Genomic DNA, 23106 nt, shown 5'->3' on the forward strand with positions numbered 1-23106 from the left:
CATGAAAACAAAAGGACTTCGTATTCTAGTAAACATTGCTGCGATGATAACATTTGGGACATTAGGTTTTTTGTTGCTATTTATCTTAATTAAAGGCATTCCTTATGTGAATTTGGACTTCTTTTCTAAAACGTATACACAACAAAATGCATCCGTCCTTCCCTCATTGTTAACTACCTTAATGGTCGTTGCAGGTTCTTTGCTATTTGCGACACCGATTGGGGTATTTACGGCCATTTATTTAGTGGAGTATGCCAATCGTAAATCGACAATTGTAAAAATTATCAGTGTTGCGATTGATACATTGGCGGCTGTACCCTCTATTGTTTATGGTTTATTTGGCTTTTTAATGTTTGTAACAGCACTGAATTTCGGCTTCTCATTGATTGGCGGAATATTGACGACAACGATCATGATCTTGCCGCTTATTATTCGTTCGACGGAAGAGGCATTGATTGCAGTCAATCCTTCACTTCGCGAAGCAAGCTATGGGTTAGGTGCTGGAAAATTACGTACCATTTTTAATGTGGTACTCCCCGTTGCGATGCCGGGAATCTTGTCTGGGATTATTCTAGCAATTGGACGTATTGTAGGAGAGTCAGCAGCGTTGATTTATACGCTAGGTTCGGCAACTATTTTACCAACATCTTTAGGGCAATCTGGACGAACAATGGCAGTACATATGTATATGCTGGCACAGGAAGGACTTCATGTGAACCAAGCTTATGCAACAGGTGTTGTGTTAATTGTAATTGTATTAATTTTGAACTTTATTTCGACAAAAGCTAGTCAACACCTACAGAAACAATAATGAGTGGAGGAACCATTATGCATCAGAAAAAAATGAAAATTGAAAATTTAAATCTTTGGTACGGTGATTTCCAAGCGTTATATGCGGTAAATTTGGATATTTATGAAAATCAAGTAACGGCTTTGATTGGTCCTAGTGGCTGTGGGAAATCAACATTTTTAAAGACCTTAAATCGGATGAATGATCTAGTCCCTACAGCACGTATTGAAGGGAAAGTTGAGTTTGATGGACAAAATGTCTATAATCCAGAAGTGGATGTGAATGAACTGCGCAAGAAGATTGGTATGGTATTCCAACATCCTAACCCTTTCCCAAAAAGTATCTATGACAATATTGCGTATGGGCCGCGAACACATGGTATTAAAGATACGCATCAATTGGATGAAATTGTAGAGCGTAGTTTGCGCCAAGCGGCTATTTGGGATGAGGTCAAAGATCATTTGGATCGCAATGCGCAGTCCATCTCAGGCGGTCAGCAACAACGTATTTGCATCGCACGTGCATTAGCGGTTGAGCCAGAAATTCTATTAATGGATGAGCCAACAAGTGCACTTGATCCGATTTCAACAGCTAAAATTGAAGATCTTGTCAACAAGTTGAAAGAAAATTATACTATCGTGATTGTGACACATAATATGCAACAAGCTAGTCGTATTTCAGATCGTACGGCATTCTTCTTGAATGGTTACTTAAAAGAGTCAGGCGAAACCCGTAAGATCTTTTTAAATCCAGAAAAAGAGGAGACTGAAAATTACATTTCGGGACGATTCGGTTAAGATAAAAAGGAGGCGTAACATGAGACAAGTATTTGATAATGAACTCGAAGAATTGTTAGATAAATTTACTGAAATGGGCGAATTGGTAAATGATGCCATTTATAAAGCGGTAAAATCATTTATCAACCATGACAAGGTGTTAGCGACCGAAGTCATTGAACAGGATCAAAAAATTAATGATTTAGAAAAAGAAATTGATGTATTATGTATTGAATTGATTGCATTACAGCAGCCGAACACCTCTGATTTGCGCCGCATTGTGACAACACTTCAAGCATCCAATGATCTTGAAAGAATGGGAGATCATGCAGTCAGCATTTGTTATTCCACGATTCGTGTAAAAGGAAATAAACGAAGTGATCATATCGAGTCGGCATTAAATGATATGGGCGAAATTATTAAATGGATGGGACAAGAGATTGTCAAGGCATTCACGCATTTTGATATGGAGCATGCGGTAGATGTTGCAAGCCGCGATGATGAAATTGATTATCTGACACATGAAGTAAAAAAAGGTGCTATCAAACGTATGAAAAATGACCCAGATATTGTATGGGGCGCCATTGACTATGTTCTGGTATCGAATTATATTGAAAGAATTGGCGACTATGTTACGAATATTGCAGAAGAAATTGTCTATTTAGAAACAGGCGAAATTCGTGAATTAAACTAATTGACGTGAATCCCTCACTTCTTAGTAAATGCTTTCGAGCGATTTCGAAAGCATTTATTTTTTATTGAAAATAAATGTCCATATTTTTGAAAAACGAACACATGTGCTACAATAGAAAGAAACTAAAGTAAAGGGTTGACAGAATGGGGAACGACAAAATTATTGTGCATGGTGCACGCACTCACAATTTGAAGAATATTAATTTGGAAATTCCACGAAATCAATTTGTCGTTGTGACGGGACTTTCGGGATCGGGGAAAAGTTCGCTAGCATTTGATACCCTTTATGCGGAAGGGCAAAGACGGTATGTTGAATCATTGTCGGCATATGCGCGTCAATTTCTCGGGCAAATGGATAAGCCAGATGTCGACAGTATTGATGGATTAAGTCCAGCCATTTCAATCGATCAGAAGACGACGAGCAATAATCCACGCTCAACGGTTGGCACAACGACTGAAATTAATGATTATATGCGACTGCTTTTTGCACGAGTGGGAGTCCCAATCTGCCCAAATGATGGCACGATCATTACGACACAAAGTATCGACCAAATGATTGAAAAAATAATGGCGATACCTGAGCGAAGCCGAATTCAAATCTTGGCTCCGATTATTCGAGGAAAAAAAGGCGAACATAAGGCAGTCTTTAAGAAAATAAAAAAACAAGGCTATGTCCGAGTGCGCGTGGACGGTCAAGTTCATGATATAGAAGAAGATTTTCAATTAAGTCAGAATAAAAAACACAATATTGATGTAGTAGTTGATCGCTTAATTATTAAAGATGGCATCCGCTCTCGTCTAGCAGATTCACTTGAGATGGCATTAAAATTAGCGGAAGGCTATGTCATTGTAGAAGATTTAGCGGGTGGAGAGTTACTTTTCAGTGAACACCATGCATGTCCAGTCTGTGGTTTTTCTATTCCAGAATTGGAGCCGCGATTATTCTCATTTAATGCTCCTTTTGGTGCATGTCCAGAATGCGATGGTTTAGGAACGCAGTTAATTGTAGATCAAGAATTGGTTATCCCAAATCCAAAACTGACACTTGCGGAGGGAGCACTTAAACCATGGAATCCTATCAGTTCAAATTATTATCCTGAAATGTTGCAGCAAGCATGTCAGGCTTTTGATATTCCAATGGATGTGCCTTTTGAAGCATTGACAAAAGCACAGCAAGAGTTTGTGCTTTTTGGTTCAAAAGGAAAAGAATTCGAGTTCCGCTATCAAAATCAACAAGGAGCTGGGCGCGTTACCACGATCCCATTTGAAGGTGTAATGAATAATGTTGATCGGCGCTATCATAATACAAGCAGTGATTTTACGCGGCGTGTCATGAGAGAATATATGACTGAACTATTATGCCCAGTCTGCCATGGTAAAAGACTTAATCAACAAGCATTAAGTGTGAAAGTTGCAGGAAAAGATTTTGCACAGGTAAGTGAATTATCAATTGGTGATGCGCTGGAGTTTTTTGGGTCATTGGAGTTCTCACCGACAGACCAAAAAATTGCGGCACCAATTATTAAAGAAATTAGCGATCGTTTGACATTTTTGAAAAATGTAGGATTGCAATATTTAACATTGAGTCGCCGTTCAGGCAGCTTATCAGGGGGCGAGGCACAAAGAATTCGCCTTGCAACCCAGATTGGTTCAAATTTGTCTGGCGTTTTATATATTTTGGATGAGCCGTCAATCGGCTTGCATCAGCGTGATAATCATCGTCTAATTGAATCATTGAAAGCGATGCGCGATTTAGGAAATACATTAATCGTAGTGGAACATGATGAAGAAACAATGCAAGAAGCCGATTATTTGATTGATATTGGCCCTGGTGCAGGTGAAAATGGAGGACAAGTTGTCGCTGCTGGCACACCGGAAGAAGTCGCTCAAAATAAAAAATCAATTACCGGGCAATATCTTTCAGGAGCAAAATATATCCCAATACCTGCCAAAAGACGAAGTGAAAATCTCGGTGCCATTCAACTAAAAGGTGTGAGTGAGAACAATTTGAAAAATATTGATGTTGAATTTCCACTTGGACGTTTTATTGTAGTGTCTGGCGTATCAGGATCTGGAAAATCTTCACTCATTAATAATGTCTTGCGTAAAGCACTTGCGCGAAAAATAGGACGTGCAACAGATAAACCTGGAAAATTCAAAGAAATAACGGGCTATGAGTCAGTTGAAAAACTTGTTAGCATTGACCAAAGTCCGATTGGTCGCACGCCTCGAAGTAATCCTGCTACTTATACGGGAGTCTTCGATGATATACGCGAATTATTTGCAGAAACGAATGAAGCTAAAATGCGCGGCTACAAAAAAGGGCGTTTCAGTTTTAATGTTAAAGGTGGCCGCTGTGAAGCATGTCGCGGGGACGGCATTAAACGAATTGAAATGCATTTCTTACCAGATGTTTATGTGCCATGTGAAGTGTGCCATGGCAAGCGATATAACGCTGAAACATTGGAAGTGAAATATAAAGAGAAATCGATCGCTGATGTCTTAGATATGACGGCATCAGAAGCGTTAGTATTTTTTGATGCCATTCCAAAAATTAAACGCAAACTACAGACGATTGTGGATGTGGGGCTAGGTTATATTTCGCTTGGGCAGTCGGCAACAACACTCTCTGGTGGTGAGGCGCAACGCATGAAGTTGGCTAGCGAGTTGCAAAAAAGACAAAGTGGTCATAATTTTTATATTTTAGATGAACCAACGACTGGTTTGCATGCTCATGATATTGCCAAGCTTTTAGAAGTGTTAAATCGTTTGGTCGATGCAGGGAACACCATTTTAGTTATTGAACACAATTTGGATGTGATTAAGGTCGCAGATTATATTATCGATCTAGGACCAGAAGGCGGACGAGGTGGCGGTGAGATTATTGCCATGGGCACACCAGAAGAAGTGGCTAAAAATCACAAAAGCTATACGGGAAAATATCTTAAAGATGCATTGAAATAAATTTTAAAAGACCGATTATTGAATCGGTCTTTTTTAGATAAATAAATCAGCCGTCAGACCTATGACATCGAATAATATTTCGCACATACTATATATAGTAAAAATACTATTGTTTGAGGAGGCAATGATATGGAAAACAAAAAGCGTATTATAGAACTTGTTGAAAAGGGAATATTATCGACAGAAGAGGCACTGAAACTTCTTGAAAATTTAGGCGAAAAAGAAGCTGAACACGCAGCTGAAGTAAATTTCACAACACAACGTGCACAAGATAAAGTAACACAAGAGATAAATGAAAATAACACATCTACCGTATCAGCAGAACAATCAGCTCAAATACAAAAAAACAAAAAACAAGAAAAAGAAGCTACCGAAAAACAAAATGCACAGTTGAAGGCACTTGAAACTAAACGCAAAGAATTAGAAGAAAAAATTACACATTTAAGTAGTGAAGAAAAAGAATTGCAAGAAAATATTCAATTATTGACCTCAAAACAAAATGAAGCTGAAGCTGCCCATGATAACAAATTAAAACAACTACAAACCGATGTGGCTACACTTGAAGATGAAATTAAAGTCGTGCAACAAATCCATGAAGAAGTTGATGTTGCAGATGAATTAGCGGAATTGCTCAACCAATTATCGACAAAACAGCGCGAGTTGGAAAGCTTTGAAAGCGAAAATGAATTAGAAAAAGACATTGTTGACTATTCATCTGAAATTGCTACATTAAAAGAAAAATTTAAAAAAGTAATAAATGCTAAAGATAGCTGTCAAAAAGAATTACATCAAATAAAAATGACAATTTGGTCAGATAAAGCATCAAGCGCCATTAAAGAGATTGAAATTCCTGAAGATTGGCAACAAAAAATAGGCGATACTGTTTCAGATGCGGGAAGTGCCTTAGATACAGCCGTTAATCAAATGGGTGGTTTCTTAAGTGGTACATTAAATAAGCTGTCGCATGCAGTTAACGAATTTGAATGGAAAGACACAAAAGAAAAACTCCAAAAAGGTGTGCTATCTGAAACCATTACCAAAACATGGACATTCGATCAGCCGGATTTGACGGTGTTAGATTTTAAAAATGCTAATGGAATGATTCATTTCTATCAAGCAGAAAATGACGCGATTAAAGTAGAAGCACAAATGAGAATGCTTGGTTATTTCGATGGAACATTAGAAGAAGCAATCAGCCAACGTATGGAAATTGAGGCCATACAAGGTCAACTGAAATTTCATATTCCAAACAAAAAAGTGCAAGCTCATTTGAAAATTTGGCTTCCTCCAAAAACTTATGATTATTTATATTTGCGCTCATTAAATGGTGATATTCATTTTGAACCGCTGAAAGTGAAAGATATTACGCTAAATGTTACAAATGGTGCGATAAATTTTGACCATTTGGAAGCAACTTTGTTAGAATTAAAAGGAACGAATGGCGATATTTCTCTGAAAGAAGCACAGCTGAGAGATTTAGTCATTAATACGGTGAGCGGTGATGTTCGTATAATGGGTGCTGTCCAAAATGCGCAAATCAATACAGTGAATGGCACTATTCGCGAAACACTTTATAATGAGGATATTATTCGTATTACGAATCAGACTGTTAATGGCACGATTAAGATTGCTATTCCAAGTACAGTTGGATTGGAAGGGACGGCTCAGACGACATTTGGTAATATTCATACACGATTACAACATTTGGACGATCTGAAAACGAGCAAAGCGCGTAAAGTGAATATCTTGCGTTCTGGACAAACACAGGCAGCATTAGAGATTAGCACAACGGCTGGCTCCATCTTCTTAAAAGATAATGAAGAGAATGAATTAAAAATAGGAGGACGAAACAATGAAAAAACTAACTAAATCTGCAAATGATAAAATGATTTCTGGTGTACTTGGAGGGGTGGCCGAATATTTTGATGTTGATTCGACATTTGTTCGACTCGCTTATGTTTTATTTTCAATATTAGGATCAGGTTCTCCTTTCTTAGTCTATATTTTACTAGCCATTATTATTCCAGATGCTGAATAATAAAAGAAAGAAGCGATAACTATGCCAAAAAAAAGATTAACAAAGTCTCGAACAGATAAAATTATTATGGGTGTTTTAGGCGGTATTGCGAATTATTTTAATATTGATCCTATTATTGTTCGCATCATCTTCATCTTGCTCTTTATGATTTTTGAAGAAAATATGATATTTCTCTATTTAGTAGGTATATTGATTATGCCCAAAGAACGGAAAAATAAAGAGCAGCGTATATATGTAGATGTTAAACGCTCCCCGAAACCGTCTGTCGAAGAATCTTCTTCGAAAATTACCGAGGAAGATTGGAGTGATTTTTGATGAAGTGGTGGGTGAGAGTCATCATTAATTCATTCATTTTTCTAGCCATTGCTGGATTTATGGATAGTTTTGTTGTAACATCATGGACGAGTGCATTGATAGCGGCCGTCATATTAGGCCTTTTGAATGCAGTCGTGAAACCAATTCTATTTATCCTGTCATTTCCGATTACTATTGCATCATTGGGGCTATTTTCCTTCGTCATTAATGGGCTAATGATCAGTTTGACTGCTTATTTTGTCGATGGATTTTATGTAGCGAATTTTGGGACAGCAATGGGAGTAGCCCTCATTTTATCTTTCGTGAATTCTGTGATGGGTGTCAATGAAGAATGAATAAAATAAACAACAATTACCGACTGCATGGCACGATGCGGTCGGTTTTTTATTGAGCAACTTCTTATTGAGTGTGATATCATTAACTGTACGAAATCTAAGTTAGGAGGCAGCAGTATGAAAGTGACCATTGGGGAATTAGTAGAGGCAATGGATCATATCCAAGTTGTCAGCGGCGATAACTTCTTAGACCGCGAGATAATAGTGAGCGATCTGTCTAGACCGGGACTGGAATTAGCGGGTTATTTTCGTTTTTATCCAGAGGAGCGGCTACAATTGTTTGGGCAGACAGAGATTTCTTTTATAAATGAAATGCCTAAAAAAGACCGCTTGGATGTGTTAGATCCTTTATGTACACCGATGACGCCTGGTTTTTTAGTGTCGCGAAATTTGGAAATTCCATCCGAGCTTTATGACGTTGCACAAAAACATAATATTCCCATTATCCGTTCGAATCGGTCCACCACACGACTGGCTTCAAGTGTTACAAGTTTCTTAGAAGAACGACTGTCTGAGCGACAATCGCAACATGGTGTTCTCGTGGATGTCTATGGCATGGGAGTTTTAATTATTGGGGCAAGCGGGATTGGAAAATCAGAGATTGCTCTAGAATTAATTGAACGAGGTCATCGTTTAGTAGCAGATGACCGTGTCGATCTTTATATGGTGGATGAAAGCCGTATTATTGGCGAAGCACCAGAAATCTTGCGTCATCTCATTGAAATTCGTGGTGTAGGCATCATTAATGTGGTGAATTTGTTTGGCGTGGGTTCTATTCGCGAAAGCAAGGTAGTTGATTTTATCATCGAATTAGAACAGTACGATCCTACAGTAGTCTATGACCGTTTGGGACATACGATTGAGTCGATGAAATTTTTTAATGTGGAACTTCCTAAACTTTCAATTCCTGTAAAAGTTGGACGTAATGTGTCCATTATTGTTGAAATGGCTGCCATGAATTTAAGAGCAAAACAGATGGGCTATGATGCAACAATTGACTTTGAAAAGAAGTTGGCCCATCTAATTGAAAAAAATAAAAAGGACGATTAATATGAATCAATGGACAATTAAATCCCTACTTGGTGTCATTCAACCAGAAGCATTTAAAATAGGACCGATTACCATTTATTGGTATGGCATTATTATTATGGTTGGTATGATATTAGCTATTACTCTATCTCAAAGAGAAGCTGAAAAATTTGCTCTTCCAGATGACTTTATGATTGATTTATCTTTTATAGCAATTCCATTAGGGATTGTAGGGGCTAGAATTTATTATGTGCTTTTTGAGTTACCTTATTATATGGCACATCCAGAAGAGATTATTCGCATCTGGGAAGGTGGCTTGGCGATTTATGGAGGCGTGCTTGCTGGGGCGGCGGTATCTTATTTTTATGCGAAGAAAAAAAGAGTTCCTTTTTTATTTTTATTGGACATGCTTGCTCCACATTTACTTTTGGCACAAGGAATTGGCCGCTGGGGTAACTTTGTCAATCAAGAAGCGCATGGTGCAGAAGTATCACTTTCCTTTTTGAAAAAATTACATCTTCCAGAGTGGATGATTCAGCAGATGAATATTGACGGCATTTATTATCATCCGACTTTTTTGTATGAGTCAATATGGAATATTATCGGATTTGTCCTTATCTATGTTTTTCGTTTAAAAAAAGAATGGCTACTTCGCGGAGAAGCTTTTTATAGTTATTGCATATGGTATGGCGTAGGCAGATTTTTTATTGAAGGGATGCGAACGGATAGTTTGTATATTGGTAGCTTGCGTATATCGCAGCTAGTATCGCTGGTTATGGTGCTATTTGGAATATTTTCGTTAGTCAAACGCCGTTATTTTACATTAATCACCCCCCCTTATTATAGCGAAGGAATAAAATAGGCCATGCATTCAAGGAGGAAATTATGACGACAACTCACCAGAAAGTTACGATTTTAGGTGCAGGTTCTTGGGGAACTGCACTAGCAAAAGTGCTCTCAGAAAATGGGCATGATGTCTTACTTTGGACGCTTTCTGAATCTTCTGCAAAAGAAATAAATGAAACGCATTCTAATTCACAATATTTTAAAAATTGTAAACTCTCAGAGCATGTTCAAGCAACGACTGATTTAAAAAAAGCGGTCAACTTTAGTGATGTGCTAGTTGTAGTAATTCCAACAAATGGAATTCGTGGTTTGGCACAACAGATTAATGCTATGATCAAACAACCAAAATTAATTATCCATGCTTCAAAAGGAATTGAACAAAAAACACATAAAAGAATTTCTGAAATATTAGAAGAAGAACTATCACCGCAAAATCGTCAAGCTATTGTAGCACTTTCTGGTCCGAGCCATGCGGAAGAAGTCATGGTCGGAGATGTTACTTCGATTACAGCGGCAAGTCAAGACATGAAGGCAGCTGAATTTGTACAACATATTTTTATGAATGATGATTTTCGTGTCTATACGAATTCGGATATTCTCGGTGTAGAAATTGGTGCCGCACTAAAGAATATCATTGCGATTGGTGCAGGGATCTTGGACGGATTAGGTTATGGTGACAATGCTATGGCAGCATTAGTGACTCGCGGAATGGTCGAAATCAAACGATTTGGGGCAGCTTTAGGAGCTGATCCTTCAACATTTGATGGATTGAGTGGTATTGGCGATTTGATTGTAACATGTGGCAGTGAACATTCACGAAATCGCCGTGCAGGAAAACTTCTCGGACAAGGAGTGCCTGCTACTGAATTGTCTGAGCGAATTGGAATGGCGATTGAAGGGATGTTTACAGTGAAGTCGACCTATGAATTAGCGCAGGAACTCCATGTTGAAATGCCAATTACTGCAGCGATTTATCGTGTAATTTATGAAGGTGCTGACCCAAGAAAGCAAATTGTTACCTTGATGCGCCGCGAGAAGAAATCAGAGTAAAAGTAAGGAAAGGGAAAGTTCGAATGACAGAAACAATGTATGATGTAGTAGTAATTGGAGCAGGTCCCGGAGGCATGACGGCCGCGCTTTACACTGCGCGTTCTAATCTAAAAACATTACTGCTTGAAAGAGGGATTCCGGGCGGGCAATTAAATAATACGGCTGAAATTGAGAATTATACTGGGTTTTCATCGATAATGGGTCCTATTCTTGCAACTGATATGTATGAACAGGTGATGAAGTTTGGCATTGAGTACGACTTTGGTGCAGTTAAAGAAGTTGTTGACCGACAGTCATATAAAGAAGTTCATGCTGGAAATAAAATCTATCGTACCCGTACGGTTATTATCGCAACAGGTGCAGAGCATCGAAAGTTAGATGTCCCAGGTGAAGCAGAATTGAATGGGCGCGGTGTTTCCTATTGTGCCGTTTGCGATGGTGCCTTTTTTAAAGATGAACCGATTGTTGTAATAGGTGGCGGTGATAGTGCCGTTGAAGAAGGAAATTATCTCACACAATTTGCAAATAAAGTGACGATTATTCATCGACGCGATGAACTTCGTGCAAAAAAAATATTGCAAGAAAGAGCCTTCCAAAATGAAAAAATAAATTTTGTATGGGATACAGTAGTTGAACGTATTGAAGGTAAACAGAGTGTAGAGGCAGTAATTGTTCGCAATGTTAAAACAGGAGAAGTTACACGCATTGCAACAGCTGGAGTATTTATTTATGTAGGCCTTTTGCCAAATAGTGAACCTTTTTTGAACTTAGGTATAACAGATGCCGAAGGATGGATTATAACAGATGAGACGATGGCAACAAAAATACCTGGAATTTTTGCGATAGGTGATGTGCGCCAGACCGTCTTGCGCCAAATTGCAACAGCTGTTGGTGATGGAGCAATTGCGGGCGATTATGCTTTTAAATATATCGAAACATTAAACTAAACAAAAAGTGCTGAAGATCCAGCACTTTTTGTTTTGCACTGGACATGATCATATATGAAGCGTATTATACTAGAGTTGGAAAGCGGTGGGAGCATTCCTTATAAAAGAATTAAACGCTTGTCTTAGAACTTTATGGTATAATAATAAAGATGTAACAGAAAAGGAGGGACCCGAATGAAACCGTTAGAGTTAGTCATCATTACAGGAATGAGTGGTGCAGGTAAGACTGTTGCCATGCAAAGTTTTGAAGATATGGGGTATTACACTGTAGATAATTTGCCGCCAAGTTTATTGCCGACTTTTATGCAATTAATTCAAGAAAGCGGCCAGGTGAATCGCGTGGCACTAGTCATTGACTTGCGTTCTTATGATTTTTTTGAAGAAATTGAAAAAGAACTGACACAATTAAGCCGCAATGCCAATCTATTTGTACGCATTTTATTTTTGGATGCCCAAGATCAAGAATTGGTTTCTCGCTATAAGGAATCGCGTCGCTCGCATCCTCTTGCAGTAGGCGGTCGATTGATTGACGGAATTCAATTGGAGCGCGAAAAGTTGAAAGCAATCAAACATCGTGCCAATGACTATTTTAATACGTCAAACCTAACGCCACGACAATTTCGAGAAAAGCTCATCAAAAAATATAAAGATGATGAAAGTTTGGCGAGCTTTTACATCAATGTGTTGTCATTCGGATTCAAACATGGCATGCCTTTGGATGCCGATATTGTGATGGATGTTCGCTTTTTGCCGAATCCCCATTATGTAGAAGAATTACGAGAAAAAACAGGCTTAGATAGCGAAGTCTACAATTATGTTATGCAACAGCCAGAAACGGAAGAGTTTTATAAGCGATTTAGCCGGCTGTTGGAATACATTGTTCCTGGATACAAACGAGAAGGCCGCAGTAATTTAACGATTGCGATCGGATGCACAGGAGGCCAGCACCGCTCTGTCGCGCTTGCCGAAAGAGTAAGTGGAAAGCTGGGAGTTGATGGCTATCAAGTGAATGTTTCTCATCGAGATATTAATCGAAGAAAAGAATCGACGGTGCGCTCATGATAAAAGAATATATTCCACATTCACAACGACCAAAAATCGCAGTGATTGGAGGCGGCACAGGGTTGCCTGTTGTCTTGGAAAGTTTAAAAAATAAAAACGCAGATATTACAGCCATTGTGACAGTAGCTGATGATGGAGGTAGCAGTGGTGCATTGCGAAAATTGTTCAATATCGTCCCACCAGGCGACATACGCAATGTACTTGTTGCATTGAGTGATTTATCGAAATATCAGCGTGATATTTTTCAATATCGTTTTCATTCTGAAGATAAGTCATTGGATGGGCATGCTTTGGGAAATTTGATTATTTTAGCAGCAAGCGAGCTTCAGGGTAGTATGTATCAGGCCATTCAATTGCTTTCTGCCATGATGCAAGTGCGTGGAAATGTGTATCCAGCAAGTGATGAGCCGCTCATCTTACATGCACAATATACAGATGGGACGGTTGGCTCTGGGGAATCGCGAATTGCACGTCCCGACAAAATTATTGAACGTGTTACAGTCTCAGGTGCAACTGGTACCCCTCATGATATAAAAGCTGGTCGAAAAGTTGTTTCATCTATTATGAATGCTGACTTGGTAGTCTTAGGTCCAGGCTCTTTATATACAAGTATCTTACCAACATTAATGATTCCTGAAATAGCAACAGCCGTCTGTCAGACACCCGCACGCGTTTTATATATCGCTAATATTATGACCCAAATGGGAGAAACTGAGAATTTCAGTGATGCGGACCATCTACGGGTGTTGCATCGCCATTTAGGTAAGAAATTTATCGATATTGCTTTGGTGAACATTGGTGAAGTACCCGAACAATTTATTATGAAAGCAGATAATGAAGAATATTTATATCCAGTGCGTCATGATTTTTCCGGAGTAAAAGAAGAAGCAGATCTAGTTATTTCGGATAATTTCTTAAATGTGACCAAAAATGGTGTCTATCATGATGGCAAAAAGGTTGCCGAAGAAATCTTTACACAAGTGACGTCCAATATACGAAGAAATTAATGATAAGCGAAGAAGAAATGTGGATCATTAATATAAATGCAAGAAAAGAGGTGATCGCATGTCATATGCAGCAGAAGTAAAAAATGAGCTTACACGTTTACCTGTTCACTATGAGCATGCGAAAGCAGAACTTGCGGCATTCATTCGTTTAAATGGCATCTTAAAGAAAATAGATGGCGAATGGCTTTTGAATATTGAAACAGAAAATGCGACCATTGCACGACGAATGTACACTTTAATCAAAAGACACTATGAGGTACAGTCGGAAATTATTGTTCGCAAAAAAATGAAATTAAAAAAGAATAATGTTTATATTATCCGTTTAAGAAGTGGTAGCCAACCTATTTTAGCGGATCTAAAAATTTTAGATGGTCTGCTTTATCATGGCGGAATTCCTAAAGAATTCAAAGAAGATGACCAAAAAGCTCGTTCTTATTTAAGAGGTGCTTTTTTAGCTAGAGGATCGGTCAATAGTCCAGAAACAGGGCGCTATCATTTAGAAATTTACTCTCCATATGAAGAGCATAATAATGATTTATTAGAAATGATTAACCACTTTCATTTAAATGCAAAATCGCTTCAAAGAAAAAATGGTGGATATATTGTTTATATAAAAGAAGCAGAAAAAATCGCCGACTTCTTGCGTGTAATCGGTGCGGTGAATAGCTTATTCAAGTTCGAAGATATCCGTATCGTACGTGATATGAGAAATTCCGTCAACCGCTTGGTCAATTGTGAAAATGCAAATATTAATAAAGCGGTAAATGCAGCACAAGAACAAATCGAAGATATTACATTAGTTGATGAAATGGTCGGGTTGCACACCCTTCCGACACATTTGAAAGAAATTGCTTACTTGCGTCTAGAAAACCCCGAAGCAAGTTTGAAGCAGCTAGGGGAACTCTATCCCGATAAGAAAATTTCAAAAAGTGCAGTCAATCATCGCTTGCGGAAACTGAGAGAATTAGCAGATACGTATCGTTGAAACTTTATATTTGACCAAGACTGACCAATCCAGTATGATACATTTAGAATAACTTTAGGAGGAAAACTTACATGAATTTAATTCCAACAGTCATTGAGCAGTCGCCACGTGGAGAACGGGCATATGATATTTATTCAAGGCTTTTAAAAGACCGTATTATCATGCTTAGTGGACCGATTGATGACCAATTGTCCAATTCTGTTGTGGCACAACTGCTATTTTTAGATGCACAAGACCCAGATAAAGATATCTATCTTTATATTAATTCACCGGGTGGAAGTGTGACTGCCGGTCTTGCCATTTATGATACGATGAACTTTGTGAATGCAGATGTTCAGACCATTGTGATCGGTTTAGCCGCATCAATGGGAAGCGTGTTAGCCGCAGCTGGTGCAAAAGGCAAACGCTTTAGCCTACCTAATTCAGAGATTATGATTCATCAACCATTAGGCGGAGCAGAAGGTCAAGCCGTTGAGATTGAAATTGCTGCGCGCCATATCTTGCAAACAAAAGCAAGATTGAATGAAATTCTGTCGAAAAACACAGGTCAACCCATTGAAGTAATTGAACGTGATACTGATCGTGATAATTTTATGACGGCAGATATTGCCAAAGAATATGGATTAATTGACCAAATTATTGAAAATACAAAAAGTTTAGAATGACAAATAAAAGCGAACCTTTAGCTAAAGGTTCGCTTTTTATCAACTGTTTTAAAAATAAGAGCTGTACTCATACAGTTGGATGAAAAACGCCCCACATAATCTTTGAAATAGGGTTTACTTATATCCCAGTGTGCGATATAATGAAATTGTTAGGGAGGAGTGAAAATGCTAACGATTATAGAAAAATATATGCCAGATATCTATCAAGAAATGATGAAACGTTTTGAAATCCTTCAAACGATTCGTGATGATGAACCAATAGGACGGCGTACTTTATCAAAAAAATTAGCAATTTCAGAGACCTCTTTAAGAAAAAAAATAGACTTCTTGAAAAATGTGCAACTTATTCAGGTCGATGCAAATGGAATGAAGTTGACAACTTCAGGAAGAGAAGCAACGATTGAAATAGCGTCACTTATTAAAGAGAAAGCAATGAGTGATGAGATGGAACAGGAATTAGCGCAACATTTAGGAATTGAAAGATGCATTATTATTCCGGGAAATGTTGACGATAATTATGCTGCATTTGAGCAACTTGGCAAAAAGACGAATGCCATTCTTGAGCAATTTATCACGCATGATGCGACTATCATTGCGGTTACTGGTGGCTCAACGATGAAGATGGTCGCTGTTCAAATGGAAGAACATTATCCAGCAGATGGGCAAGACTTAATCTTTGTTTCGGCGCGTGGAGGATTGAATGAAGAACCCACACTAGAAGCGAATGAGATTGCTCAGACAATGGCGAATAAATATCACTCAAAAAGTCGTCGCCTATATGCTCCGAATTATGTCCAACCGCAACTTTACTCTAGTATCATAAATGTCCCAGACATCCATGATACATTACAACTAGTTGAAAAAGCGTCAGTTGTTTTATATAGTATTGGTGAGCCCATAGAAATGGCAAAACGTCGCCGCTTACCAGGAGAAGTGATTAACTATTTGCTTGAACATAAGGTTGTGGCAGAAGCTTTTGGAGAATTTATTAATACGAAAGGTGAAGTCATTTATAAATTATCGAATATTGGACTTCAATTTAAGACACTTTCAAGTGTCCCGCATGTACTCATTGTCTCAGGTGGCATAAAAAAAGCTCCTGCAATTGAAGCACATATGCGAATAGCACCTGATCATGCATGGTTAGTGACGGATGAGGCGGCAGCAAAATGGATTTTAAAAGGGAAATAATACCCTTAAAAAATATAAAATAGATTTCTATAAGGAGGAAATCATATATGTCAATAAAAGTAGCAATTAACGGATTTGGACGCATCGGACGTCTTGCACTTCGTCGTATTTTAGAAGTCGATACAAATTTGGAAGTCGTAGCAATCAACGACTTAACGAGCAACGAAGATCTCGCCTATCTATTGAAATATGACACTGCTCAAGGACGCTTCCCGCATACAGTAGAATTAGGTGACGATAGCTTAATTGTTGGGGGCAAAGAAATTAAAGCATTCGAAGAGCCTGACGCAAGCAAATTGCCATGGGGCGACTTAGGCATTGATATTGTTCTAGAATGTACTGGTTTTTATAACAATGCTGAAAAAGCTCAGGCACATTTGGATGCAGGCGCAAAACGTGTCCTAATTTCAGCACCTGCAAAAGATAAAACGACTAAAACTGTTGTATTCGGCGTAAATGAAGATATTGTAACTGCAGATGATAAAGTAGTCTCTGCTGCTTCATGTACAACAAACTGCCTTGCACCGATGGTAAATGTTTTGGAAAAAGAATTCGGACTAGATCGCGGTATGATGGTAACAATCCACGCCTATACAGCAACACAATCTTTACAAGATGCACCTGGCGGACGTAAAAGTCGTGCTGGCGCTGCTAACGCTATTCCAGCATCAACAGGAGCAGCTAAAGCAGTAGGTAAAGTAATTCCTTCAGTAGATGGTAAAGTAGATGGTACTGCAGTACGTATTCCTACAATTACTGGATCAGTTACTGAATTATATTCCGTCCTTAAATCAGATGTTACAGTAGAAGAAGTAAATAAAGCAATGAAAGCTGCAGCTTCAGATTCATTTGCATACAATGAAGATGAAATTGTTTCTTCAGATATTATTGGATTCCCTGCTGGATCAATTTTTGATGCAACCCAAACAAAAATTGTTGAAGGCGAAGATGGCCAATTAGTAAAAACTGTTGCATGGTATGACAATGAGTACGGATTCACAGGTAATATGATTCGTCTATTAGAACACATGACAACGCTATAACGTGTTAAATAATGGCGGGAAGCATCGCGCTTCCTGCCTTTTTCTATAAGGACATAGAAAGAAGGAAAAATAATGGCAAAAAAAACAGTAGAAGATTTACAATTAGATGGAAAAACAGTCTTAGTACGTGCTGATTTTAATGTGCCAATGAAAGATGGCAAAATTACAAATGATAATCGTATTCAAGCGGCTCTTCCTACTTTGAATTATATTCTGGAAAAAGGCGGAAAAATTGTTGTGTTTTCACACCTAGGCCGCATAAAAACAGAAGAAGATAAAGCTAAAAACACTATGAAACCTGTTGCAGAACGTTTAAGCGAACTATTGAATAAAGAAGTAACCTTTATTCCTCAAACGCGTGGTGAAGCATTAGAACATGCTGTTGCGCAACTTCAACCAGGAGAAGTCTTAATGTTTGAAAATACACGCTTTGAAGATTTGGACGGTAAAAAAGAAAGCAAAAATGATCCTGAACTTGGAAAATATTGGGCCAGCTTGGGCGACGTATTTGTCAATGATGCCTTTGGTACTGCACATCGGGAACATGCTTCAAATGTGGGCATCGCTTCTCATTTGGATTCTGCTGTCGGGTTCCTCATTCAAAAAGAAATTAAATTTATCGGCGGTGCAGTAGATCATCCAGAGCGCCCATTTGTTGCAATCTTAGGGGGCGCGAAAGTTTCAGATAAAATCGGTGTCATCGAAAATTTATTAGATAAAGCAGATAAAGTATTGATCGGTGGCGGAATGGCTTATACATTCTTTAAAGCGCAAGGTAAAGAAGTCGGTAATTCCTTACTTGAAGCAGATAAAGTAGATCTCGCAAAATCAATTATGGAAAAAGCAGGCGGTAAACTTGTCTTACCTGTTGATACAGTTGTAGCACAAGCATTTGATAATGATGCACCAAGTAAAGTAGTGTCTGGCGATATTCCTGAAGGATTTGAAGGATTAGATATTGGCCCTGAAACCCTAAAACTTTTTGAAAAAGAATTACAAGGTGCTAAAACGGTTGTCTGGAATGGACCAATGGGTGTATTTGAGATGCCTAATTTTGCAAAAGGTACCAAAGAATTATGTGAAATATTAGTGAATTTGAAAGATGCCATTGTAATTATTGGTGGTGGTGATTCTGCTACAGCAGCACAACAATTAGGTTACGAAGATCAAATTAGCCACATTTCAACAGGCGGTGGTGCTAGTCTAGAATATTTAGAAGGTAAAGTACTTCCTGGAATTGCTGCAATTTCTGATAAATAAGATAACGAGGTGATAAAATGCGAAAACCGATTATCGCAGGAAATTGGAAAATGAACAAAACACTCGCTGAAGCCGAAGCTTTTGTAAAAGTTGTTATGGATAAAGTTCCTTCGGCAGAAGTTGTTGATGCAGTCATTGGAGCACCTAATCTATTCGTGGCGCATTTAAAAGCATTAACAAAGGGAACAAAATTAAAAATTGCTGCACAAAATTGCTACTTTGAAGATGAAGGAGCATATACTGGTGAAACAAGTCCCAAAGCACTTGCTGATTTAGGCGTTGATTATGTTATTATCGGACATTCTGAACGTCGTGAACTATTTCATGAAACAGATAAAGAAGTCAACAAAAAAGCTCATGCCATTTTAAATCACGGGATGATACCAATTATTTGTGTTGGTGAAACTTTAGATGAACATGAAGCAGGTAAAACGCAAGCCATTGTTTCTGCTCAAGTTGAAAAAGCGCTTCAAGAGATATCAGAAAATGATTTACCAAAAGTAGTGATTGCTTATGAACCGATCTGGGCAATTGGAACTGGTAAAACGGCAACTAGCGAAGAAGCAAACGAAACGATCCACGCCATTCGCCAAACCATTGGTAAATTATATACACATGAACTGGCAGAAGCGGTACGTATTCAATATGGTGGTTCTGTAAAACCAAGTAATATTAGAGAATTGCTTGAGCAATCAGACATTGATGGTGCGCTTGTTGGTGGTGCAAGCTTAGATGTAACTTCTTATTTGCAACTTTTGGAGGCGACAGAAGATGAGTAAAGCACCCGTAGCGATTATTATTTTAGATGGAATGGGTCATCGCGAAGAAAATTATGGTAATGCAGTCAATCAAGCAAGAAAGCCTAACTTTGATCGCTATTGGAACGAATTTCCTCATGCTACGATGACCGCAAGCGGTCTGGCGGTAGGACTTCCTGAAGGACAAATGGGAAATTCAGAAGTGGGGCATACAAATATTGGGGCTGGGCGAATTGTTTACCAAAGCATTACACGAATTGATAAAGCGATTGAAGACGGTGAATTTCAAGAAAATGCCGCATTACTTGAAGCTATTGAAAATGTAAAAGATAATGATGCTGCACTTCACTTGATGGGATTAGTATCAGATGGGGGAGTTCATTCTCATTTGCGCCATTTGACGGCGATTTTGCAGTTAGCAAAAGAGCAAGGGCTGAAAAAAGTTTATATTCATGCATTTACAGATGGGCGCGATGTGCCACCAGATTCAGCAATTCGTTACTTAGAAATATTACAAGATGAAATTGATAAAATTGGTCTAGGTGAAATAGCAACCGTTAGTGGTCGCTATTATGCGATGGACCGCGATAATCGTTGGCCACGTATCAAAAAAGCCTATGATGCGATTTATCATGGCGTTGGAGAAGTTGCGCCAGATGCTGTAACGGCAGTAAAAGATAGCTATAAAAAAGAAGTTATGGATGAATTTATTGTCCCTGTAGTTATTGAAAAAGATCAACGACCTGTTGCGACAATAAAAGATCATGACGCAATATTCTTCTTTAATTTCCGCCCAGACCGTGCGATTCAGCTATCACGTGCTATCGTGGAGAAGGATTTCAATGAATTTGACCGCGGTCATGTGCCAGAAGATGTTCAATTAATAATAATGACGAATTATCGCGATGATATCAAGGCTGCAGTAGTGTTTCCACCGATATTTTTAAAAAATGTTCTAGGTGAAGTTCTTGCAAAACATCAAATGAAGCAACTTCGAATTGCTGAAACGGAAAAATATCCGCACGTTACATTCTTTATGAATGGTGGCATTCATGAAGAATTTGCTGGAGAGCAGCGTACATTAATTCCATCACCTAAAGTGGAGACTTATGATTTAAAACCTGAAATGAGTGCTTATGAAGTAGCTGATTCTGTCGTTGCGGACATCGAGGCTGATAAGTATGACGCGATTATTTTGAACTTTGCGAACCCTGACATGGTGGGTCATTCAGGAAAATTAGATGCAACAATTCAGGCCGTTGAAGCAACGGATGATAATTTGGGCCGAGTGGTGGACGCGATTTTAGCTAAAGATGGTGTTGCAATTATTTTTGCCGACCATGGAAATGCAGAAACAGAACTTACGCCAGAAGGACGCCCTCATACGGCACATACAACGACTCCTGTCCCACTTATCATTACGAAAAAAGGCATAACCTTACGTAAAGATGGTATTTTGGCAGATGTTGCACCGACAATGTTGGAACTGCTGGGCATTGCTCAACCTGCTGAGATGACAGGACAGTCATTAATTCAACATGAAGATTAAAAAAGTCAATGATTTAAACCAAAAATATTGTTAAAAGAAAAAGGAGTGGTCATAAAATGTCAATGATTATTGATGTAATTGGACGCGAAGTATTGGATTCACGAGGTAATCCTACTGTAGAAGTTGAAGTATTTACTGAATTGGGCGGATTTGGACGTGGCATCGTACCATCAGGAGCCTCCACAGGAGAACATGAAGCGGTGGAATTGCGCGATGGTGATAAAGCACGATATGGTGGAAAAGGTGTTACACAGGCTGTTGATAATGTAAATGGACCTATTGCCGATGTGGTAATTGGTATGGACGTATTAGATCAAGTGGCAATTGACCGTGCGTTGATTGCGCTAGATGGTACCCCTAACAAAGGGAAACTTGGCGCAAATGCAATCTTAGGTGTTTCTTTAGCAGTTGCACATGCAGCAGCAGATGAACTAGGTCTACCACTTTATCGCTATCTTGGTGGAATCAATGCAAAAACTTTACCTGTACCAATGATGAATATTGTTAATGGTGGTTCACACTCAGATGCACCAATTTCTTTCCAAGAATTTATGATCTTGCCTGTGGGTGCTTCTTCATTCAAAGAAGCATTACGCTGGGGTGCACAAGTCTTCCATGAATTAGGTGCACTATTGAAAAAACGTGGTCTTGAAACATCCGTAGGTGATGAGGGAGGATATGCACCAAGCTTTGATAGTACAGAAGACGCAGTCGAAACAATTCTTCAAGCAATCAAAAATGTAGGATTGGAGCCTGGTAAAGATGTCTTCTTAGGCTTTGATATCGCTGCAAGTGAATTCTATAAAGATGGTAAGTACGATTATCGCGTCTTCCAAGATGAGAATGCACCAGTACTGACTGCGGACGAACAAATTGACTATATTGAGGAATTAGTAAATAAATATCCAATCTTATCAATTGAAGATGGTATGGACCAAAATGACTGGGAAGGTTGGGCAAAACTTACCGAACGCGTCGGCGATCGCATTCAATTAGTTGGTGATGACAGCTACGTTACAAATACTGAATATCTTGCACGTGGTATCAAAGAAAAAGCATCGAACTCCATTCTTATCAAAGTCAACCAAATTGGAACATTGACAGAAACATTTGATGCAATTGAAATGGCTAAAAAAGCTGGCTTTACAGCCGTTGTGTCGCACCGTTCAGGAGAAACGGAAGATTCAACCATCGCAGATATTGCAGTAGCTCTTAACGCAGGTCAAATTAAGACAGGTTCAATTTCACGTTCAGATCGTATTGCAAAATATAATCAACTCTTAAGAATTGAAGAACAACTTGGTGATGATGCACGTTTTGATGGCTTGGATAGTTTTTACAATCTATAATGATTAAGTATTAGAATAAAAAAGAGTGAACGTTTATTTAACGTTCACTCTTTTTTTGTGCGTTTCTTTTTGTTATAATTAGTAGGATACATTTAAAAACTTACAGATTATTGATGGAATGTCTGCTGGATTTATGGTACAGTAGACAATGTATCAGAGGAGGCACGTGAATGAATTCAATTCTTTTAAATTTAATGTTAGTATTATCCGTTTTTTCAATTCTTGTCATAGCCATTCAACCTACGAAAAACCAAAATTCATCGAACGCTTTTTTAAGCGGTGGAAATCTATTCGGAACGCAAAAAGCACGTGGCTTTGAAGCGGTGCTCATTCGAGTAACGGTTGTTTGTTTGATATTATTTTTTGCTTGCGCTCTAGTCTTGATTAAGATGAGTGCATAAAAATGCTCTATTGGCCTATCGGGTGAGTCGTCTTACCGATAGGTTTTTTTATT

23 protein-coding genes are annotated in these 23106 nt (G+C 38.5%); all 23 read left to right on the forward strand.

Features of this window, described 5'->3' with window-relative positions; translation table 11 throughout:
- Position 1: 1 nt before the first annotated feature.
- The 23 genes from pstA to secG all read left to right on the forward strand — a co-directional run bounded on the left by pstA (position 2) and on the right by secG (position 23053).
- Positions 2-811, forward strand: coding sequence for a phosphate ABC transporter permease PstA (pstA, locus tag C231_RS0103860; RefSeq protein WP_018659341.1), 810 nt, complete (start codon positions 2-4; stop codon positions 809-811).
- A gap of 17 nt (positions 812-828) precedes the next feature.
- A complete protein-coding gene (gene pstB, locus C231_RS0103865; protein WP_018659342.1) occupies positions 829-1587 on the forward strand; it encodes a phosphate ABC transporter ATP-binding protein PstB in 759 nt (252 codons plus the stop codon).
- Positions 1588-1606: 19 nt separating this feature from the next.
- Positions 1607-2260 carry a phosphate signaling complex protein PhoU gene (gene phoU, locus C231_RS0103870; RefSeq protein ID WP_018659343.1) on the forward strand — a complete coding sequence of 218 codons (654 nt, stop codon included), beginning with the start codon at positions 1607-1609 and terminating at the stop codon, positions 2258-2260.
- Positions 2261-2403: 143 nt separating this feature from the next.
- Positions 2404-5223: an excinuclease ABC subunit UvrA gene (uvrA, locus tag C231_RS0103875; RefSeq protein WP_018659344.1), complete on the forward strand. Its 2820-nt coding sequence runs from the start codon at positions 2404-2406 to the stop codon at positions 5221-5223.
- Positions 5224-5352: 129 nt separating this feature from the next.
- Complete coding sequence (locus C231_RS0103880; protein WP_018659345.1) at positions 5353-7092, forward strand: DUF4097 family beta strand repeat-containing protein; 1740 nt, start codon at positions 5353-5355, stop codon at positions 7090-7092.
- Positions 7076-7261, forward strand: a complete 186-nt coding sequence (locus tag C231_RS0103885) for a PspC domain-containing protein (RefSeq protein WP_018659346.1) — start codon at positions 7076-7078, stop codon at positions 7259-7261. Before C231_RS0103880 ends, C231_RS0103885 begins: the two co-directional genes overlap by 17 nt.
- A 21-nt stretch (positions 7262-7282) precedes the next feature.
- Positions 7283-7576, forward strand: coding sequence for a PspC domain-containing protein (locus C231_RS0103890; protein ID WP_018659347.1), 294 nt, complete (start codon positions 7283-7285; stop codon positions 7574-7576).
- The gene (locus C231_RS0103895) at positions 7576-7911 is read left to right on the forward strand and encodes a phage holin family protein (protein WP_018659348.1); all 336 of its coding nucleotides are present in this window, start codon (positions 7576-7578) and stop codon (positions 7909-7911) included. The genes C231_RS0103890 and C231_RS0103895 overlap by 1 nt, the downstream gene beginning before the upstream one ends.
- A 117-nt stretch (positions 7912-8028) precedes the next feature.
- Complete coding sequence (hprK, locus tag C231_RS0103900; RefSeq protein WP_018659349.1) at positions 8029-8961, forward strand: HPr(Ser) kinase/phosphatase; 933 nt, start codon at positions 8029-8031, stop codon at positions 8959-8961.
- A gap of 1 nt (position 8962) precedes the next feature.
- Complete coding sequence (lgt, locus tag C231_RS0103905; RefSeq protein ID WP_018659350.1) at positions 8963-9802, forward strand: prolipoprotein diacylglyceryl transferase; 840 nt, start codon at positions 8963-8965, stop codon at positions 9800-9802.
- A gap of 23 nt (positions 9803-9825) precedes the next feature.
- A complete protein-coding gene (locus C231_RS0103910; protein WP_018659351.1) occupies positions 9826-10836 on the forward strand; it encodes an NAD(P)H-dependent glycerol-3-phosphate dehydrogenase in 1011 nt (336 codons plus the stop codon).
- 35 nt (positions 10837-10871) lie between these two features.
- Complete coding sequence (gene trxB / locus C231_RS0103915; protein WP_026314345.1) at positions 10872-11783, forward strand: thioredoxin-disulfide reductase; 912 nt, start codon at positions 10872-10874, stop codon at positions 11781-11783.
- A gap of 174 nt (positions 11784-11957) precedes the next feature.
- Positions 11958-12845 (forward strand): RNase adapter RapZ, encoded by an 888-nt coding sequence (gene rapZ, locus C231_RS0103920; RefSeq protein ID WP_018659353.1) that lies wholly within the window; start codon positions 11958-11960, stop codon positions 12843-12845.
- The gene (locus tag C231_RS0103925; protein ID WP_018659354.1) at positions 12842-13852 is read left to right on the forward strand and encodes a gluconeogenesis factor YvcK family protein; all 1011 of its coding nucleotides are present in this window, start codon (positions 12842-12844) and stop codon (positions 13850-13852) included. Before rapZ ends, C231_RS0103925 begins: the two co-directional genes overlap by 4 nt.
- A gap of 58 nt (positions 13853-13910) precedes the next feature.
- Positions 13911-14837 (forward strand): DNA-binding protein WhiA, encoded by a 927-nt coding sequence (gene whiA / locus C231_RS0103930; protein WP_018659355.1) that lies wholly within the window; start codon positions 13911-13913, stop codon positions 14835-14837.
- A gap of 71 nt (positions 14838-14908) precedes the next feature.
- Positions 14909-15502: an ATP-dependent Clp endopeptidase proteolytic subunit ClpP gene (gene clpP / locus C231_RS0103935; RefSeq protein ID WP_018659356.1), complete on the forward strand. Its 594-nt coding sequence runs from the start codon at positions 14909-14911 to the stop codon at positions 15500-15502.
- Positions 15503-15667: 165 nt separating this feature from the next.
- On the forward strand, positions 15668-16693 hold the full coding sequence (locus C231_RS0103940) for a sugar-binding transcriptional regulator (RefSeq protein ID WP_018659357.1): 1026 nt from the start codon (positions 15668-15670) through the stop codon (positions 16691-16693).
- Positions 16694-16740: 47 nt separating this feature from the next.
- Positions 16741-17736, forward strand: coding sequence for a type I glyceraldehyde-3-phosphate dehydrogenase (gene gap, locus C231_RS0103945; RefSeq protein WP_018659358.1), 996 nt, complete (start codon positions 16741-16743; stop codon positions 17734-17736).
- A gap of 72 nt (positions 17737-17808) precedes the next feature.
- Positions 17809-18996 carry a phosphoglycerate kinase gene (locus C231_RS0103950; RefSeq protein WP_018659359.1) on the forward strand — a complete coding sequence of 396 codons (1188 nt, stop codon included), beginning with the start codon at positions 17809-17811 and terminating at the stop codon, positions 18994-18996.
- A gap of 17 nt (positions 18997-19013) precedes the next feature.
- Positions 19014-19775, forward strand: coding sequence for a triose-phosphate isomerase (gene tpiA, locus C231_RS0103955; protein ID WP_018659360.1), 762 nt, complete (start codon positions 19014-19016; stop codon positions 19773-19775).
- Positions 19768-21303 carry a 2,3-bisphosphoglycerate-independent phosphoglycerate mutase gene (gpmI, locus tag C231_RS0103960; protein ID WP_018659361.1) on the forward strand — a complete coding sequence of 512 codons (1536 nt, stop codon included), beginning with the start codon at positions 19768-19770 and terminating at the stop codon, positions 21301-21303. The genes tpiA and gpmI overlap by 8 nt, the downstream gene beginning before the upstream one ends.
- A gap of 56 nt (positions 21304-21359) precedes the next feature.
- Positions 21360-22652, forward strand: a complete 1293-nt coding sequence (gene eno / locus C231_RS0103965) for a phosphopyruvate hydratase (protein ID WP_018659362.1) — start codon at positions 21360-21362, stop codon at positions 22650-22652.
- 170 nt (positions 22653-22822) lie between these two features.
- Positions 22823-23053, forward strand: coding sequence for a preprotein translocase subunit SecG (gene secG, locus C231_RS0103970; RefSeq protein WP_018659363.1), 231 nt, complete (start codon positions 22823-22825; stop codon positions 23051-23053).
- Positions 23054-23106 lie beyond the last annotated feature (53 nt).

It is taken from the genome of Allofustis seminis DSM 15817 (genome assembly GCF_000374325.1).
GTDB lineage: Bacteria > Bacillota > Bacilli > Lactobacillales > Carnobacteriaceae_A > Allofustis > Allofustis seminis.

What these genes read in the sequence shown, in the direction of transcription:
- pstA (WP_018659341.1), top strand. Translation starts at nt 2, where the DNA reads ATGAAAACAAAAGGACTTCGTATTCTAGTAAACATTGCTGCGATGATA.
- pstB (WP_018659342.1), top strand. Translation starts at nt 829, where the DNA reads ATGCATCAGAAAAAAATGAAAATTGAAAATTTAAATCTTTGGTACGGT.
- phoU (WP_018659343.1), top strand. Translation starts at nt 1,607, where the DNA reads ATGAGACAAGTATTTGATAATGAACTCGAAGAATTGTTAGATAAATTT.
- uvrA (WP_018659344.1), top strand. Translation starts at nt 2,404, where the DNA reads ATGGGGAACGACAAAATTATTGTGCATGGTGCACGCACTCACAATTTG.
- C231_RS0103880 (WP_018659345.1), top strand. Translation starts at nt 5,353, where the DNA reads ATGGAAAACAAAAAGCGTATTATAGAACTTGTTGAAAAGGGAATATTA.
- C231_RS0103885 (WP_018659346.1), top strand. Translation starts at nt 7,076, where the DNA reads ATGAAAAAACTAACTAAATCTGCAAATGATAAAATGATTTCTGGTGTA.
- C231_RS0103890 (WP_018659347.1), top strand. Translation starts at nt 7,283, where the DNA reads ATGCCAAAAAAAAGATTAACAAAGTCTCGAACAGATAAAATTATTATG.
- C231_RS0103895 (WP_018659348.1), top strand. Translation starts at nt 7,576, where the DNA reads ATGAAGTGGTGGGTGAGAGTCATCATTAATTCATTCATTTTTCTAGCC.
- hprK (WP_018659349.1), top strand. Translation starts at nt 8,029, where the DNA reads ATGAAAGTGACCATTGGGGAATTAGTAGAGGCAATGGATCATATCCAA.
- lgt (WP_018659350.1), top strand. Translation starts at nt 8,963, where the DNA reads ATGAATCAATGGACAATTAAATCCCTACTTGGTGTCATTCAACCAGAA.
- C231_RS0103910 (WP_018659351.1), top strand. Translation starts at nt 9,826, where the DNA reads ATGACGACAACTCACCAGAAAGTTACGATTTTAGGTGCAGGTTCTTGG.
- trxB (WP_026314345.1), top strand. Translation starts at nt 10,872, where the DNA reads ATGTATGATGTAGTAGTAATTGGAGCAGGTCCCGGAGGCATGACGGCC.
- rapZ (WP_018659353.1), top strand. Translation starts at nt 11,958, where the DNA reads ATGAAACCGTTAGAGTTAGTCATCATTACAGGAATGAGTGGTGCAGGT.
- C231_RS0103925 (WP_018659354.1), top strand. Translation starts at nt 12,842, where the DNA reads ATGATAAAAGAATATATTCCACATTCACAACGACCAAAAATCGCAGTG.
- whiA (WP_018659355.1), top strand. Translation starts at nt 13,911, where the DNA reads ATGTCATATGCAGCAGAAGTAAAAAATGAGCTTACACGTTTACCTGTT.
- clpP (WP_018659356.1), top strand. Translation starts at nt 14,909, where the DNA reads ATGAATTTAATTCCAACAGTCATTGAGCAGTCGCCACGTGGAGAACGG.
- C231_RS0103940 (WP_018659357.1), top strand. Translation starts at nt 15,668, where the DNA reads ATGCTAACGATTATAGAAAAATATATGCCAGATATCTATCAAGAAATG.
- gap (WP_018659358.1), top strand. Translation starts at nt 16,741, where the DNA reads ATGTCAATAAAAGTAGCAATTAACGGATTTGGACGCATCGGACGTCTT.
- C231_RS0103950 (WP_018659359.1), top strand. Translation starts at nt 17,809, where the DNA reads ATGGCAAAAAAAACAGTAGAAGATTTACAATTAGATGGAAAAACAGTC.
- tpiA (WP_018659360.1), top strand. Translation starts at nt 19,014, where the DNA reads ATGCGAAAACCGATTATCGCAGGAAATTGGAAAATGAACAAAACACTC.
- gpmI (WP_018659361.1), top strand. Translation starts at nt 19,768, where the DNA reads ATGAGTAAAGCACCCGTAGCGATTATTATTTTAGATGGAATGGGTCAT.
- eno (WP_018659362.1), top strand. Translation starts at nt 21,360, where the DNA reads ATGTCAATGATTATTGATGTAATTGGACGCGAAGTATTGGATTCACGA.
- secG (WP_018659363.1), top strand. Translation starts at nt 22,823, where the DNA reads ATGAATTCAATTCTTTTAAATTTAATGTTAGTATTATCCGTTTTTTCA.